This is a genomic window from Variovorax soli NBRC 106424 (assembly GCF_001591385.1).
Classification (GTDB): Bacteria; Pseudomonadota; Gammaproteobacteria; order Burkholderiales; family Burkholderiaceae_C; genus Variovorax; species Variovorax soli.
Genome location: NZ_BCUU01000058.1, coordinates 17,418 through 32,482, shown reverse-complemented (window position 1 = coordinate 32,482; position 15,065 = coordinate 17,418). Strand labels below are relative to the sequence as shown.

The window sequence follows — 15,065 nt, the reverse complement described above, 5'->3', positions numbered from 1 at the left end:
GTCGGCGGCGCCGTCGGTGTCGTCACGCACGCGGCCGTCCGGCGCGGCGGCCGAGCGGCCGTTGGTCATCATCATCCAGGCCAGGCCCACGCCCACCAGCGCCAGTGGCAGCGGCTGCTCGCGGGCCGAGCGGCCCAGGCTGTAGAAGTATTCGCTGGCGCCGTTGTGGCGCAGGTAGTCCACGCCCTGGTCCACCAGGCGCCGGGGTTCGAGCCGGCGCTCGAGCAGCGTCAGCGTGCGGTCGAGTTCGCTGCGGGTGCGCTGGATGTCGGCCTGAATCTGGGCCGAGTTGCGGTCGTGGTTCATACATGCTCCTTCACCATGTTGGTGTCGCGCCGCAGCGACTCCATGGTGCGGCGCGGTGCAAGCTCCTTCATGTCCAGCGCCTTGACGCCGCCCGACACCATGACGAAGCCGATGACGATCACCACCAGCCCAACGATGGCCGGCGCGAGCCAGTGCGCAATGTCCGCCGGCAGCAGCGGCCCGAGCGCATTCACCGCCGCCAACAGCAGGATGACGAAACCGGCGAGCAGCACCGCGCCGCCGATGGCGATGACCCCGATGCTCACCGCTGCGCGGGTGGTCTTCTCGGACACCTCGGCCTTGGCCAGTTCGACCTCGTCCTGCACCAGCGCGGCGGTGTCGCGCCACAGCCGGCCGAGCAGCCCGGTGACCGATTCTGAATCGTCGGTGCGCCCGCGGCGCGACTCGTCACGGGCATCGTCCGACCTGTTGCGCATGTCGGCGTCGGTGGAATAACCGGCCGCGTCCGGCGTGCTGGCGGCGGGGCCTGCGAATGTGGAATTCATCATGGGCTCCTTTCAGGACTGGCTGGCCTTCATGAAGCGAACCGCCAGAAAGCCGGTCGCCAGGGCAAAACCGAAGAACGCCACCGGCTGGGCGCGCGCGAACGACTCCACGTCGCGCACCATCGCGCTCAACTCCTTGTTGCGCAGGGCGCTCGACAGGCGGTCCAGGCCGTCCGCGGCCGAGCCGGTCAGCCCCAGCAGCGGGTCGCCCTCGCCGCGCTGCGCCGCATCGCGCAGTGCGCCGGCGACGTTGTGCAGTTCGTCGGCGGCGCTGTTCCTGGTTTCGTTGACCTGCGTCTGTGCGCTGTCGCGCGCATCGTCGAGCAGCCTGCCCACGCGCGCCTTCACCTGCTGCGCTGCCGAGTCCTGCGCGGTGTCTTCGCGGCCAGGCTCGGAGGGCCGCTCGGAAGACCGCTGGGCGAAGCCGGGAGCGTCCTCGGCCGGCAAATATGAATCTGTGGACATGTGGACCTCCTGGTTGAAACGATCGGTTTCGCGCCGGGCAAGGCCTTGCCCGGCTGCCGGGACATCACGGCAAGCGACGTACCCGGTGCCCCGCTGGCCGGTCGGGCCGCGGGACGGCTCAGCCTGCGGCGGCCCGCTCGCACAGCACGCCGTCGATCTCGGCGTCAAAGACCAGCGTGGCCGCCGCGACCGCTGAGCGTGTCTCCTTGGCGCTCCCGAGCTAACCTGATTCAGACAGACAGCGCTCGGGCTGCGACGAGGCTGCAAGGGCCTACAGGAGGCTGTATCGCCTGCGGCCCAGTGGCGAACTGGACGAGCTTATTTGCAGGATTCCAAGCCCCAATGGGGTAGGGCTGCTCTTGAAAGGAGCTGACTTCCGCTCAGGGCCCCGTTGCGGAAGTAGCAGTTTCTCGAAAGCGGGCGTTCGAGCAGTACTGTCGGTCACCGATGAAGGGACTTCCTTCTGGGCTGCAGATTCCATGAGACGATTTGCGGCACTCTCGTCAAGAGTGGGGGCGCTCATCCAGCGAGGGAATTCACAACGAACGCAAACATGAAACGCAACAAGTTACTTGTGGCATGCGCTACTTTGGCACTCCTCATCGCAGGCGGCTACGCAACATTTCGCATCGGGCAAATAACGGCAGCGCGGGAGGGCATGAGGACGCTCGCCTTTGTCTCACTCTGGGTCGTTGAGCCTGCCGTAAGACTCAGCGAAATCGAGGCAGAAAATCCTGGCCAATTGCCGAAAATATTGGTGGCGAGCGCAGAAAACTCGATCGCGATGGTGGCGGGAAATTCGGTGATGTTTGATCCGAATTTGGACAATCTAGCAATGGATCAGAAGAATACGTTGTGCGTCATCGCGAAGAACAGGGATCGGCATCGCCTGTTCTATGCCCCGTCGAGCGTTTACAGCAACGATTTGATGGCGCACCTCGAGAAAATCCACAAGGCAACTGCCAAAGGCGCAGACGGTTCGGCAACTGCGGTCGGGCGGGTTCCTTGTTCGCTGCCAGCCGCGACAACCAGGGTGACCCAATAGCGATCCAGGATTAAGGTCTTGACGTTGGACCTGCCAGGCAGCGTGGATGCACGCAACGACCGGTGGAGAGGCTTCATGAAGCAGAACCAGGTCGAACCTGGCGTGTTTGCGTTCTCGCTTGCGGTTGAGGCGCGAATGTCTGGTCGTAGCCCGGAAGCGGCAACCCAGCATTCCCCCTTGCCGCTATCACTCGAACACCGGCCTGAAGAAACTGCGTTCATAGCTGACGATGCAACGCGTGTCTTCTGCGTATTTGAATGCGGCCTGGCACGCTGGATCGTTGCCGGATGCCGACCGGTATTCCTCATAGGCTGCAAGACTCGGAAAGGTGAACATCGCGAGCGCGATGTTGTTGGCGCCTTCCGATGGGAGGAAGTAGCCGTGATGTTGCCCGCCGAACTTCTCCACAAGGGGAATCCAGAGCTTGCCGTAGTGCTCGAATTCCTTCAGCTTGAACGGATCGACAACATATCGAAGGTAGCAGGTGACCATAAGAAAAATAGCAGGGCTTGGACGGTTCGCGGGAGCATAGGGCAAGAGAACCCATTTCAATGTCCGCAAACGGCCAGCGCGGCGGCGCCATCCAACCGACGATGGGTTTTTTTCTGTGTTGCCATCGCCATGACGTCTCAACCTCCACGTCCACTCGCCGCGCTGACCGGCGCCAACCTCATGGCCCATTCGGCCGAGCAACTGAGCCTGGCAGCCGTGCCCATGATCGCGGTGCTCCTGCTCGATGCGGGGCCCGGTGACATCGGCCTGTTGGCGGCGGTCCAGACGCTCCCTTTCCTGCTGCTCTCGCTGCCGCTGGGCCTGATGGTCGATCGCATGCCGCGGCGCCGGCTCATGATGGCGGCCGAGACGTTGCGCGCCGCGTCGCTGTTGGCGTTGCTGGCCGCGGCGCTGACGGGCTATCTGTCGATCGGCTGGCTCGCGGTCCTGGGCTTTGTCGGCGCCGTGGGAACGGTGGCTTTCAGCGTTGCCGCACCCGCCTTGGTGCCGGCACTGGTGCCGCGCGCAGCGCTGGCGCAGGCCAACGGGCGGCTCGAGCTCGCGCGCAGTGCGGCCTTCGCCGGTGGGCCGGCGCTCGGCGGGGCACTGGTGTCGTGGGCCGGTGCGTCGGCGACTTTCGTGCTGGCGTCGGTCATGTCGCTCGCTGCGGTCGCCTTGCTGTGGCGGCTTGGCGAACCGCCGCTGGCGCCGCGCGCCGCACGCCATCCGTTGCGCGAGGTGCAGGACGGCGCACGCTTCGTCTGGCGCGAGCCCATGCTGCGGTCCGTATTGCTGACCGCCGCGGTCTGGAACATCGCCTGGTTCGTCCTGCAGGCCGCCTATGTTCCTTATGCGATGCGGGTGCTCGGCCTGGGCGCCGAGGTGGTCGGTGCAACGCTGGGCGCTTTCGGCGCAGGCATGGTGGTTGGCGCGCTGCTGGCGCCGCGCATCGTGCAGGCCATGCCCTTCGGGCGCGCCATCCAGGTCGGGCCGGTGGTTTCAGTGTTCGCGGCTGCGGTGATGGCCTCGACGCTCGTCGTGCCGAGCGCGTGGGTGGCCGGGCTGTCCTTCTTCCTGTTCGGTGCCGGGCCGGTCGTATGGACCATCACCTCCACGACGCTGCGCCAGAGCCTGACCCCCGCCGCGATGCTCGGACGCGTGGGTGCTCTGTTCCTGACGGTGAATGCCGGCGCGCGGCCCGTGGGCGCTGCGCTGGGTGGCGTGATCGGCGCACGCTGGGGCGAGGCGGCCTGCCTGTGGCTGGCGCTGGGTGGGTTCGCGCTGCAGGCGCTGCTGATCACGCGGTCACAGCTGGGCTCGCTACAGCGCTTGCCCGAAGCTGTGGCTTAGCCGGCGCTCCAGGGGCATGGCCGGCGACGGCCAGGTATCAGGCAGCCGCCTGGTTCGCTGCTGCTGCTGCCGCCGCCTGCGGCTGCGCCTGCCCCGCTGCCACCAGCGCCTCCAGCCGCTGCCGGTCGGCCATCAGCCGGCCCGCGATGAGCGACACCACCTCGAAGCCGAAGGCCGGGTTCTGGAAGTAAAGCTGCTTGAAGGTGAGCTCGTCGATGCGCAGCACCAGGCAGTCGGTCACGCAGCGGGCGGTGAGCGAGCGGCATTTGTCGGGCGCGAAGAAGGCGATCTCGCCGAACAGGCGGCCCGACTCCATCACCTGGCCGATCTCGACGAATTCGATCTGCCCCGAGGCCAGGAAGAACAGGTGGTCGGCCATGTCGCCCTTGCGGAACAGCACCTGCCCCGCGCGCAGGCGCCGGCTGCGCATGTAGGGCCGCAGCCATACGCCCGAGAGGTCGCTGGTCTGCGCGGCGGCGCTCACCCGGCGCGTGAGCCGCACCATCTGCGCGGTGCGGAAGATGTTGATGGGCAGCAGTGTGGCATGCAGCATCAGCATGATCAGCGAGGGATGCAGCGCGCCGTAGACCAGAAAGCCCACGTTGCTGGCCACCGCCAGGCAGCGCAGCGGGATCATGGTCCGCACGAAGGAACTGGCCACCACCAGCGCGCCGGCGATGGTCACCGACACGGCCGCGATCTGGCCCTCGGTGGTGGCGAGCGAGTTGGTGATGGTGGTCACCGCGGTGCTCACCAGTTCTTCGTGCCAGGCCATGGATGCGCGCCTCTGTCTTTCCTTGCCTACTGCTTCTTGCGCCCGTACTTCGCGGTGAACGAGGCCGAGCCCAGCTTGTTGGCGTTGATCATGTAGCCCACCAGCGCGGCCGTGCCGCCTTCGGGGATGTCGAGCTTGTCGGTCTTGAGCGCATACACCGTGAAGATGTAGCGGTGCGGCTTGTCCCCCGGCGGCGGGCAGGCGCCGCCGAAGCCGGGCGCGCCGAAGTCGGTGCGGCCCTGCTGGCTGCCGGCGGGCAGGCCCTTGCCGTCGGCGGTGCCGGCGCCCTCGGCCAGTTCGGTGGCGCTGGCCGGGATGTTGTAGACCACCCAGTGCCACCAGCCGGAGCCGGTGGGCGCGTCCGGGTCGTACACGGTCAGCGCGAAGCTCTTGGTGCCGCTGGGCGCGCCGCTCCACTTGAGGGCCGGCGAGACGTTCTTGCCGGTGCAGCCGAAGCCGTTGAAGACCTGCGCCTCGGTCAGCGTGCTGCCGGGCTTGATGGTCGGGCTGGCAAGCGAGAAGCCGGCTGCGCCGGCCAGCGGCGCGGCGGCCATGACCACGGTGGCCACGGCGGCAAAGCGAAGGGTGCGGGGTCGATTTTTCATGGGGGTGTGGTCCTTGGTTTGTATATGCACCAGGTCCGCCATCATGCGCGGCCGGCCACGCCTTGTCATCGGTGACGCCCTAGGCTTTTGCGGCGCCCGCCATCGCGGCGCCGTCGCGCAGCGCCTCCAGGTCGAGCACGCGCACGCCGCCGTACTCCACCACGATCACGCCGCGCTCCTGCAGCGTGTGCAGCGCCTCGTTCACCCGCTGGCGCGACAGGCCCACCAGGTAGGCCAGCTCCTGCTGCGTGATGCGCAGGAGCTGCCCCACGCCCGGAAAGAGCACCGGGTTGAACAGCTGGGCCAGGTTGCGGGCCACGCGCGCGTCGGGGTTGTTCAGCCGGTCGTTCTCGCGCGCGGCGATGAACTGGGCCAGGCGCTCGTTGAGCTGGTTCATCACGAAGCGGTTGAAGCCGATGGAGTGATCCAGCAGCCAGTGGAAGTCGTCGATGGGCAGCCCCGCCACCACGCTCTTGCGCAGCGCCTGGATGTCGTAGCGGTAGGGCTCGCGCTTCATGGCCGTGCCCTCGCCGAACCAGCCGCCCGAGGGCAGGCCGCTGTAGGTCATGGAGCTGCCGTCCGCGCGGTCCTTGCTCATCTTCAGGAGGCCTTCGATCACGCCGAACCAGTAGGTGGGCGGGCGGCCCACGCGGCACACCAGGTCGCCCGGCTCGGCGTCGCCCACCACGATGGCGGCTTCCGCCCGCTCGCGCTCGGCCGGGGCCAGCGCACGCAGCCAGGGCACGCTGCCCAGCTCGGTGCGGGTGGCCGGCCGCACGCGCTCGCGCAGCGACGAGCCGCCGTGCGGGCCCTTGTGCGGGAACGCTGGAATGGGAACAGCCGCGGCGCCGGATTGCATCGGGAAACTCCGGGGGAGTGTTGTCCCTAGGATTGTCGTTGGAACGACAACACAGCGTCAAAGCGCCGGCCTACAGTCCGGCCATCTTGAACACAAAGACCACATCCACCGACACCTTTCCGCGACTGCTCCAGCAGCACGCGGCGCAGCGCCCGCAGGCGCCCGCCATTCGCGAAAAGGACCTGGGCATCTGGCAGACCTGGAGCTGGCAGGACTGCGCGCGCGAAGTGCGCGAGATCGCCTGCGGCCTGGCCAGCCTGGGCTTCAAGCCCCTGGACAACCTGGCCATCGTGGGCGCCAACCGGCCGCACCTGTACCTGTCGATGGCGGCGGCGCAGAGCCTGCGCGGCGTGCCGGTGCCGCTCTACCAGGACGCGGTGGCCGGCGAGATGGTCTTCATGCTGGACGACGCAGGCATCGAGTTCGTCATGGCCGAAGACCAGGAGCAGGTCGACAAACTGCTGGAGTGCCGCGAGAGCCGCCCGCAGCTCAGGCACATCATCTACGACGACCCGCGCGGCCTGCGCAACTACGACCAGCCGGGCCTGCTGAGCTTCGAGGCGCTGCGCGAGCTGGGCCGCGCGTTCGACGCGAAGAACCCCGGCTATTTCGAGGCGGCGGTGGACAGCGTGCAGCCGTCGGACGTGGGCGTGATCCTCTACACCTCGGGCACCACCGGCCGGCCCAAGGGCGTGTGCCAGACGCATGCCGGCTTCATCGCCGCAGGGCGCGGCGGCGTGCAGACCGACAAGCTCGGCCCGGGCGACGACATCATGAGCTACCTGCCCATGGCCTGGGTGGGCGACCATTTGTTCTCGGTGGCGCAGTGGCTGGTGGCGGGCTTCACGCTCAACTGCCCCGAGTCGGCCGAGACGGTGATGAACGACATGCGCGAGATCGGCCCGAGCTACTACTTCGGCCCGCCACGCACCTTCGAAGGGCTGCTCACGGCCGTGTCCATCCGCATGGAAGACGCGGCCGCGCCCAAGCGCTGGCTGTATGCAAAGTGCATGGCGCTGGCGCAGCGCGTGGGCGCCGACATCCTGGGCGGCGCGCCGGTCTCGGCAAAAGACCGCCTGCTCTACAAACTGGGCGACCTGCTCATCTACGGCCCGCTGCGCAACGTGCTGGGCATGAGCCGCATCCGCGTGGCCTACACGGCGGGCGCCGCCATCGGGCCGGACCTGTTCCGCTTCTACCGCTCCATCGGCGTCAACCTCAAGCAGTTCTACGGCCAGACCGAGACCTGCGCGTATGTGTGCCTGCAGCAGGACGGCAAGGTCAAGCTCACCAGCGTGGGCACCGCCGCGCCGGGCATGGAGCTGAAGATCGCCGACAACGGCGAGGTGCTGGTGCGCGGCGTGTCGGTGCTCAAGGAGTACTACAAGCGGCCCGAGGCCACCGCCGAGGTGCTGGACGCCGAAGGCTATTTCCACACCGGCGATGCCGGCGTGCTCGACAGCGAGGGGCACCTGCGCATCATCGACCGCGCCAAGGACGTGGGGCGCCTGAACGGCCCGCAAGGCAGCTGCCAGGGCGCCATGTTCGCGCCCAACTACATCGAGAACAAGCTCAAGTTCTTCCCGCAGATCAAGGAAGCGGTGTGCTTCGGCCACGGCCGCGACCAGGCCTGCGCCTTCATCAACATCGACTACGAGGCCGTGGGCAACTGGGCCGAGCGGCGCGGCCTGCCCTACGGCGGCTATGTCGACCTGGCGGGCAAGCCCGAGGTGCTGGCGCTGGTGGCCGACTGCATCGCCAAGGTCAACGCCGACCTGGCGGCCGAAGACGGCATGGCCGACACGCAGATTGCGCGCTTCCTGGTGCTGCACAAGGAACTCGACCCGGACGACGACGAGCTCACCCGCACGCGCAAGGTGCGGCGCGGCTTCATCGCGGAGAAGTACGCGGTGCTGGTCGACGCGCTGTACGGCGGCAAGAGCGAGCAGTTCATCGAGACGCAGGTCAAGTTCGAGGACGGCCGCGCAGGCAGCGTGAGCGCCACGCTCAAGATCATCGAAGCCAAGCGCTTCCCACCGGTGAAGGCGGCAGCATGAACGCACGCATCGAAGACAGCGCATTGCTGGCCGAAAGCGCCCCGGTGCCAGCCGCGCGCCGGCGCATCGGCGAGGTGATCCTGGACGTGCAGAACATCTCGCTCTCCTTCGGCGGGGTGAAGGCGCTCACCGACATCAGCTTCAACGTGCGCGAGCACGAGGTGCGCTCCATCATCGGGCCCAACGGCGCGGGCAAGAGCTCCATGCTCAACTGCATCAACGGCGTGTACACGCCGCAGCAGGGCTCCATCACCTTCCGCGGCAAGACCTTCAAGCACATGAACTCGCGCCAGGTGGCCGAGATGGGCGTGGCGCGCACCTTCCAGAACCTGGCCCTGTTCAAGGGCATGAGCGTGCTGGACAACATCATGAGCGGGCGCAACCTCAAGATGAAGAGCGGCCTGCTGGCCCAGGCGCTGCGTTGGGGCCCCGCCGAGCGCGAGGAGCTCAAGCACCGCGAGTTCGTCGAGCACATCATCGACTTCCTGGAGATCCAGGCGCACCGCAAGACGCCGGTGGGCCGCCTGCCCTACGGCCTGCAAAAGCGCGTGGACCTGGGCCGCGCGCTGGCCATGGAGCCGCAGGTGCTGCTGCTGGACGAGCCCATGGCCGGCATGAACGTGGAAGAGAAGCAGGACATGAGCCGCTTCATCCTGGACGTGAACGACGAGTTCGGCACCACCATCGTTCTCATCGAGCACGACATGGGCGTGGTGATGGACATCTCGGACCGCGTGGTCGTGCTGGACTACGGCAAGAAGATCGGCGACGGCACGCCCGACGAAGTGCGCGGCAATGAGGAAGTGATCCGCGCCTACCTCGGCACGGCGCACTGAAGGACGGGCGGCAGTATGGGATTTTTCATCGAGACATTCATCGGCGGCCTGATGGTCGGCATGCTGTATGCGCTGATCGCGCTGGGCTTCGTGCTGATCTACAAGGCCTCGGGCGTCTTCAACTTCGCGCAGGGGGCCATGGTGCTCTTTGCGGCGCTGGCCATGGCGCGCTTCGCCGAATGGGTTCCCAAGTGGACCGGCATCGACAACCCCTGGTTCGCCAACATCGCCGGCTTCGTGCTGGCGGGCGCGCTCATGTTCGTGGTGGCCTGGCTGATCGAGCGGCTGGTGCTGCGCCACCTGGTCAACCAGGAAGGCGCCACGCTGCTCATGGCCACGCTGGGCATCACCTACTTCATGGACGGGCTGGGCCAGACCCTGTTCGGCAGCAACATCTACCGCATCGAGATCGGCATGCCCAAGGACCCGATGTTCGTGCTGGAGTCCCTGTTTCAGGGTGGCGTGCTGATCAACAAGGAAGACGTGATCGCCGCGGTGATCGCCGCCGCGCTGGTGGCCCTGCTGTCGCTGTTCTTCCAGAAGACCGGCACCGGCCGCGCGCTGCGCGCGGTGGCCGACGACCACCAGGCGGCGCAGTCCATCGGCATTCCGCTGGCGCGCATCTGGGTGATCGTGTGGTGCGTGGCGGGCACGGTGGCGCTGGTGGCCGGAATGATCTGGGGCAGCAAGCTGGGCGTGCAGTTCTCGCTGGCCACGGTGGCGCTGCGCGCGCTGCCGGTGGTGATCCTGGGCGGCCTCACCTCGGTGCCGGGCGCCATCATCGGCGGGCTGATCATCGGCGTGGGCGAGAAGCTGTCGGAGGTGTACCTGGGGCCGTACGTGGGCGGGGGCATCGAGATCTGGTTCGCCTACGTGCTGGCGCTTGTCTTCCTGCTGTTCCGGCCGCAGGGCTTGTTCGGCGAAAAAATCATCGACCGGGTATAGCCATGCGATTCAGGCTCGACTGTCTTGTCCAGGAATGCCGTGGAACCGGCTTTGCCGGGCCACTGGCATTGCCCCCTGCAAGGGGGTTGGCGGAGCGGAACGAAGTCCGCGAAGACTGGGGGTGTGTGTGATCTACAGAGAAAACGGCCAGTTCAAGACCAGCTACCGCGCCGACCAGGCGGTGTTCCCCATCGTGCAGGACCGCGTGGTGATCTGGGCCCTGGTGGCCTTCGCCTTCGCGGGTGTGCCGCTGCTGGCCAGCGACTACATGTTCCGCGCCATTCTCATTCCCTTCCTGATCTTCTCGCTGGCGGCCATCGGCGTGAACATCCTGGTGGGCTACTGCGGGCAGATCTCGCTGGGCTCGGGCGCCTTCATGGCGGTGGGCGCCTACGGCGCCTACAACTTCTTCGTGCGTGTGCCAGGCATGCCGCTGGTGCCGGCGCTCATCCTGGGCGGCCTCTGCGCCACGCTCTTCGGCATCCTGTTCGGCCTGCCCTCGCTGCGGGTGCGCGGGCTCTACCTGGCGGTGGCCACGCTGGCGGCGCAGTTCTTCGCCGACTGGATGTTCCTGCGCATCAAGTGGTTCACGCTGGATACGCCCTCGGGCTCGGTGGCGGTGTCCAACCTGCAGGTGCTGGGCATTCCCATCGAGAGCGCCACTTCGAAGTACCTGTTCTGCCTGGTGATCGTGGTGCTGGTGGCCGTTGCGGCCAAGAACCTGGTGCGCGGGGCCATCGGCCGCGAGTGGATGGCCATTCGCGACATGGACGTGGCGGCGGCGGTGATCGGCATCCGCCCGGTGTACGCGAAGCTCAGCGCCTTTGCCGTGAGCTCTTTCATCATCGGCGTGGCCGGCGCGCTGTGGGCCTTCGTGTACCTGGGCGCCTGGGAACCCTCGGCCTTCTCGGTGGATTACTCGTTCCGCCTGCTCTTCATGGTGATCATCGGCGGGCTGGGCTCGATCATGGGCAGCTTCTTCGGCGCCGCCTTCATCGTGGTGCTGCCCATCGTGCTCAATCAGCTGCTGCCTGTGCTGGCCGGCCTCCTGGGCATGGAGATTTCCACCGCCGGCATTTCGCACACCGAGCTGATGGTGTTCGGCGCGCTGATCGTGTGGTTCCTGGTGGTGGAGCCGCATGGGCTGGCCAAGCTGTGGTCGACCGGCAAGCAGAAGCTGCGCCTGTGGCCCTTCCCGCATTGATCCCCGATTTTTCCCGTGGCTGTGTGTGATGAAAATTCATAAGGAGACAAACGTGAAGCTGAAGACAATGGCATTGGCCGCAGCGCTGGCGGCGTCCGTGGCGGGCACCGCGCCTGCATTCGCGCAAGAGCAGTTCATTCCTGTGCTGTCCTACCGCACGGGCGCGTACGCGCCCAACGGCACGCCGTGGGCCAACGGTTTTGTCGACTACCTCAAGCTGGTCAACGCGCGCGGCGGCATCAACGGCGTGAAGATCTCCTTCGAGGAATGCGAGACCGGCTACGACACCGCGCGCAGCGTGGAGTGCTACGAGCGCCTGAAGAGCCGCGGCGCCTCCTTCGTGCAGCCGCTGTCGACCGGCGCCACCTTCGCCATTACCGAAAAGGCGCCGGTGGACAAGATTCCGGTGGTGACCATCGGCTACGGCCGCAGCGAAAGCGCGGACGGCGGCGTGTTCAAGTGGAACTTCCCGATTGCCGGCACCTACTGGGTGGCGGCAGACGCCATCCTCCAGGCCATTGCCAAGAAGGAAGGCGGCATGGACAAGCTCAAGGGCAAGAAGATCGCGCTGGTCTATCACGACAGCCCCTACGGCAAGGAGCCCATTCCGCTCCTGCAGGAACGCGCGAAGCTGGTCGGCTTCGACCTGCAGCTGCTGCCGGTGACGGCCCCCGGCGTCGAGCAGAAGGCCACCTGGCTGCAGGTGCGCCAGAGCCGCCCCGACTACGTGCTGCTGTGGGGCTGGGGCGTGATGAACTCCACCGCCATCAAGGAAGCGCAGGCCACCGGCTACCCGCGCGAGAAGATGTACGGCGTGTGGTGGGCCGGTGCCGAGCCCGACGTGAAGGACGTGGGCGACGGTGCCAAGGGCTACAACGCGGTGACCATGCAGCACGGCGCCGAGCCGCAGGCGAAGGTGGTGCAGGACATCCTGGCGCAGATTCACGGCAAGGGCCAGGGCACGGGCCCGAAGGATGAAGTGGGCCAGGTGCTCTACATGCGCGGCGCGATGAGCGCCATGCTGGGCGTGGAAGGCATCCGCGCCGCGCAGGAGCGCTTCGGCAAGGGCAAGGTCATGACCGGCGAACAGGTGCGGTGGGGGCTGGAGAACCTGAACCTCTCGCAGGCCAAGCTGGACGCGCTGGGCTTTGCGGGCGTGATGCGCCCCATCAGCACTTCGTGCACCGACCACATGGGCGCGGCATGGGCGCGCATCCACACCTGGGACGGCAAGCAGTGGAAGTTCAGCTCCGATTGGCTGCAGGCCGACGAGCAGATCATCAAGCCGCTGGTCAAGACCACGGCCGCCAAGTACGCGGCGGACAAGAAGCTGACACCACGCACCCCGGCCGACTGCCAAGCTTGACGCTTGCCATTCGGCCGGGGCACGTGGTGCCCCGGCACTGACGGCACCCTCCCCAACCCCTCCCGCCGGGCGGGAGGGGCGGCGGCTCCACCGGAGCCGCGGCTTCGCCGGGCGCTGCAGGCCACCTGAAACGGAAAAACATGAGCAACGCATCCAACATCGTTCTTGACGTCAACGGCATCGAGGTCATCTACAACCACGTGATCCTGGTGCTCAAGGGCGTGTCGCTGCAGGTGCCCGAAGGGGGCATCGTGGCGCTGCTGGGCGGCAACGGGGCCGGCAAGACGACAACGCTGCGCGCGGTGTCCAACCTGCTGGCGGGCGAGCGCGGCGCGGTGACCAAGGGCACCATCGAGCTGCGCGGCGAGCGCATCGAGGCGCTGTCGCCGGCGGCGCTGGTCAAGCGCGGGCTGGTGCAGGTGATGGAGGGACGGCACTGCTTCGCCCACCTCACCATCGAGGAGAACCTCATGACCGGCGCCTACACCCGCGAAGACGGCAAGGCGAAGGTGGCAGAGACGCTGGAGAAGGTCTACGCCTACTTCCCGCGCCTGAAGACGCGTCGCACCTCGCAGGCGGCCTACACCTCGGGCGGCGAGCAGCAGATGTGCGCCATCGGCCGCGCGCTCATGGCCAACCCGAGCATGGTGCTGCTGGACGAGCCCTCCATGGGCCTGGCGCCGCAGATCGTGGAAGAAGTGTTCGGCATCGTGAAGGACCTGAACGAGAAGGAGCGCGTGACCTTCCTGCTGGCCGAGCAGAACACGAACATGGCGCTGCGCTACGCCGACTACGGCTACATCCTGGAGAACGGCCGCGTGGTGATGGACGGCGAGGCGCACAGCCTGCGCGAGAACGAGGACGTGAAGGAGTTCTACCTGGGCGTGGGCGGCGCGGACCGCAAGAGCTTTCGCGACGTGAAGAGCTACAAGCGCCGCAAGCGCTGGCTGGCCTGAGGGGCATGCGCGCAAGGGAACACGACAACACCATGAGCAACAGCAACGACAACACGTACTACGACGCGCTCGAGACCCGCGACCCCCAGGAGCGCGAACGCAGCCTGATGGCGCGCCTGCCGCAGCAGATCGCCCATGCGCAGGAAGCCGCGCCGGCCCTGGCCGCCATCCTGGAGGGCGTCGATGCATCCAAGGTCGATTCGCGCAGCGCGCTGGCCCGCCTGCCGGTCACGCGCAAGAGCGAACTGCTTGCGCTGCAGCAGCAAGGGCGCGCCACCGACGCTTTCGGCGGCTTTGCCGCCATCGGCCGCGGCCCCCTGATGCGCCGCGTGTTCGCCAGCCCCGGCCCCATCTACGAACCCGAGGGCGTCGCGCCCGACTACTGGCGCACCGCCCGCGCGCTGTATGCCGCGGGCTTCCGGCCCGGCGAGCTGGTGCACAACTGCTTCAGCTACCACATGACGCCTGCCGGCTCGATCATGGAAACCGGCGCGCGTGCGCTGGGCTGCACCGTGTTCGCCGGCGGCACCGGGCAGACCGAGCAGCAGGTGGAGGCCATCGCCGACCTGCGGCCCGAAGGCTATGCCGGCACGCCGAGCTTCCTGAAGATCATCCTGGAAAAGGCGGCGGAGAAGCAGGTGCCCCTGCCTTCCCTGACCAAGGCGCTGGTGTCCGGCGAAGCCTGCCCGCCCAGCCTGGTCGACTGGTTCGCGCAGCACCAGGGCATGCAGGTGCTGCAGTGCTACGCCACCGCCGACGTCGGCCTCATCGCCTACGAGACCGCCGCGCGCCAGGGCCTGGTGCTGGACGAGAACGTGGTGGTGGAGATCGTGCGCCCCGGCACGGGCGACCCGGTGCCCGAGGGCGAGGTGGGCGAGGTGGTGGTGACCACCTTCAACATGGACTACCCGCTGGTGCGCTTCGGCACCGGCGACCTCTCGGCCTTTCTGCCCGGGCCCTGCCCCACGGGCCGCACCAACCAGCGCATCAAGGGCTGGATGGGCCGCGCCGACCAGACCACCAAGGTGCGCGGCATGTTCGTGCACCCCGGCCAGGTGGCGGCCGTGGCCAAGCGCTTTGCGGAAGTGGCGCGCGCCCGCCTGGTGGTGGAAGGCGAGATGGCGGACGACCGGATGACCTTGCATGTGGAATGCGCCCACGCGCCGGACGGGCTGGCCGGGCGCGTCGCCGAGGCGATCCGCGAGGTGACCAAGCTGCGCGGCGAGGTGCGCATCGTCGCCCCCGGCAGCCTGCCCAACGACGGCAAGGTGATCGAGGACGCGCGCAGCTACAAGTAG

16 protein-coding genes are annotated in these 15,065 nt (G+C 67.4%); 9 read left to right on the top strand and 7 right to left on the bottom strand.

The genetic code is table 11. The features are described 5' to 3' along the window. The 3 genes from VSO01S_RS16950 to VSO01S_RS16940 all read right to left on the bottom strand — a co-directional run. On the bottom strand, positions 1–306 hold a 306-nt coding region (locus VSO01S_RS16950; RefSeq protein ID WP_153305291.1), incomplete at its 3' end, for a DUF3618 domain-containing protein. Further along, a complete protein-coding gene (locus tag VSO01S_RS16945) occupies positions 303–812 on the bottom strand; it encodes a phage holin family protein (RefSeq protein WP_218002355.1) in 510 nt (169 codons plus the stop codon). The genes VSO01S_RS16945 and VSO01S_RS16950, both read right to left, overlap by 4 nt. A gap of 12 nt (positions 813–824) precedes the next feature. Continuing rightward, positions 825–1,277, bottom strand: a complete 453-nt coding sequence (locus VSO01S_RS16940) for a hypothetical protein (RefSeq protein ID WP_153305290.1) — start codon at positions 1,275–1,277, stop codon at positions 825–827. Positions 1,278–1,830: 553 nt separating this feature from the next. Between VSO01S_RS16940 and VSO01S_RS27200 the strand changes: the two genes are divergently transcribed. Beyond that, entirely contained in the window at positions 1,831–2,322 is a 492-nt protein-coding gene (locus tag VSO01S_RS27200) for a hypothetical protein (protein WP_153305289.1), read from the top strand. A 186-nt stretch (positions 2,323–2,508) separates the two neighbouring features. On the opposite strand, the gene VSO01S_RS16935 is transcribed toward VSO01S_RS27200, so the two are convergent. Further along, positions 2,509–2,814, bottom strand: coding sequence for an NIPSNAP family protein (locus VSO01S_RS16935; RefSeq protein WP_068643980.1), 306 nt, complete (start codon positions 2,812–2,814; stop codon positions 2,509–2,511). Positions 2,815–2,943: 129 nt separating this feature from the next. Here VSO01S_RS16935 and VSO01S_RS16930 point away from each other — a divergent pair, with 129 nt between their 5' ends. After that, entirely contained in the window at positions 2,944–4,164 is a 1,221-nt protein-coding gene (locus VSO01S_RS16930) for an MFS transporter (protein WP_068643979.1), read from the top strand. 37 nt (positions 4,165–4,201) lie between these two features. Here the strand turns inward: VSO01S_RS16930 and VSO01S_RS16925 are convergent, their stop codons facing one another. The 3 genes from VSO01S_RS16925 to VSO01S_RS16915 all read right to left on the bottom strand — a co-directional run bounded on the left by VSO01S_RS16925 (position 4,202) and on the right by VSO01S_RS16915 (position 6,403). Continuing rightward, positions 4,202–4,939, bottom strand: a complete 738-nt coding sequence (locus VSO01S_RS16925) for a Crp/Fnr family transcriptional regulator (protein ID WP_068643978.1) — start codon at positions 4,937–4,939, stop codon at positions 4,202–4,204. Between the two features lie 26 nt (positions 4,940–4,965). Beyond that, positions 4,966–5,544, bottom strand: a complete 579-nt coding sequence (locus VSO01S_RS16920) for a YbhB/YbcL family Raf kinase inhibitor-like protein (RefSeq protein WP_068643985.1) — start codon at positions 5,542–5,544, stop codon at positions 4,966–4,968. A 79-nt stretch (positions 5,545–5,623) separates the two neighbouring features. Continuing rightward, entirely contained in the window at positions 5,624–6,403 is a 780-nt protein-coding gene (locus VSO01S_RS16915) for a Crp/Fnr family transcriptional regulator (RefSeq protein WP_084241930.1), read from the bottom strand. A gap of 86 nt (positions 6,404–6,489) precedes the next feature. Here VSO01S_RS16915 and VSO01S_RS16910 point away from each other — a divergent pair, with 86 nt between their 5' ends. From VSO01S_RS16910 to VSO01S_RS16880, 7 genes are all read left to right on the top strand, one after another. Next, positions 6,490–8,460, top strand: a complete 1,971-nt coding sequence (locus tag VSO01S_RS16910) for an AMP-dependent synthetase/ligase (RefSeq protein WP_068643982.1) — start codon at positions 6,490–6,492, stop codon at positions 8,458–8,460. Further along, complete coding sequence (locus VSO01S_RS16905; protein WP_245684234.1) at positions 8,457–9,296, top strand: ABC transporter ATP-binding protein; 840 nt, start codon at positions 8,457–8,459, stop codon at positions 9,294–9,296. The genes VSO01S_RS16910 and VSO01S_RS16905 overlap by 4 nt, the downstream gene beginning before the upstream one ends. 15 nt (positions 9,297–9,311) lie before the next feature. Then, positions 9,312–10,241, top strand: coding sequence for a branched-chain amino acid ABC transporter permease (locus tag VSO01S_RS16900; protein WP_068643977.1), 930 nt, complete (start codon positions 9,312–9,314; stop codon positions 10,239–10,241). 127 nt (positions 10,242–10,368) lie between these two features. Then, the gene (locus VSO01S_RS16895; RefSeq protein ID WP_068643976.1) at positions 10,369–11,445 is read left to right on the top strand and encodes a branched-chain amino acid ABC transporter permease; all 1,077 of its coding nucleotides are present in this window, start codon (positions 10,369–10,371) and stop codon (positions 11,443–11,445) included. Between the two features lie 52 nt (positions 11,446–11,497). Beyond that, the gene (locus VSO01S_RS16890; protein WP_174544739.1) at positions 11,498–12,811 is read left to right on the top strand and encodes an ABC transporter substrate-binding protein; all 1,314 of its coding nucleotides are present in this window, start codon (positions 11,498–11,500) and stop codon (positions 12,809–12,811) included. A gap of 140 nt (positions 12,812–12,951) precedes the next feature. Further along, complete coding sequence (locus VSO01S_RS16885; protein ID WP_068643974.1) at positions 12,952–13,767, top strand: ABC transporter ATP-binding protein; 816 nt, start codon at positions 12,952–12,954, stop codon at positions 13,765–13,767. Positions 13,768–13,799: 32 nt separating this feature from the next. Then, positions 13,800–15,065 carry a phenylacetate--CoA ligase family protein gene (locus VSO01S_RS16880; RefSeq protein WP_068643973.1) on the top strand — a complete coding sequence of 422 codons (1,266 nt, stop codon included), beginning with the start codon at positions 13,800–13,802 and terminating at the stop codon, positions 15,063–15,065.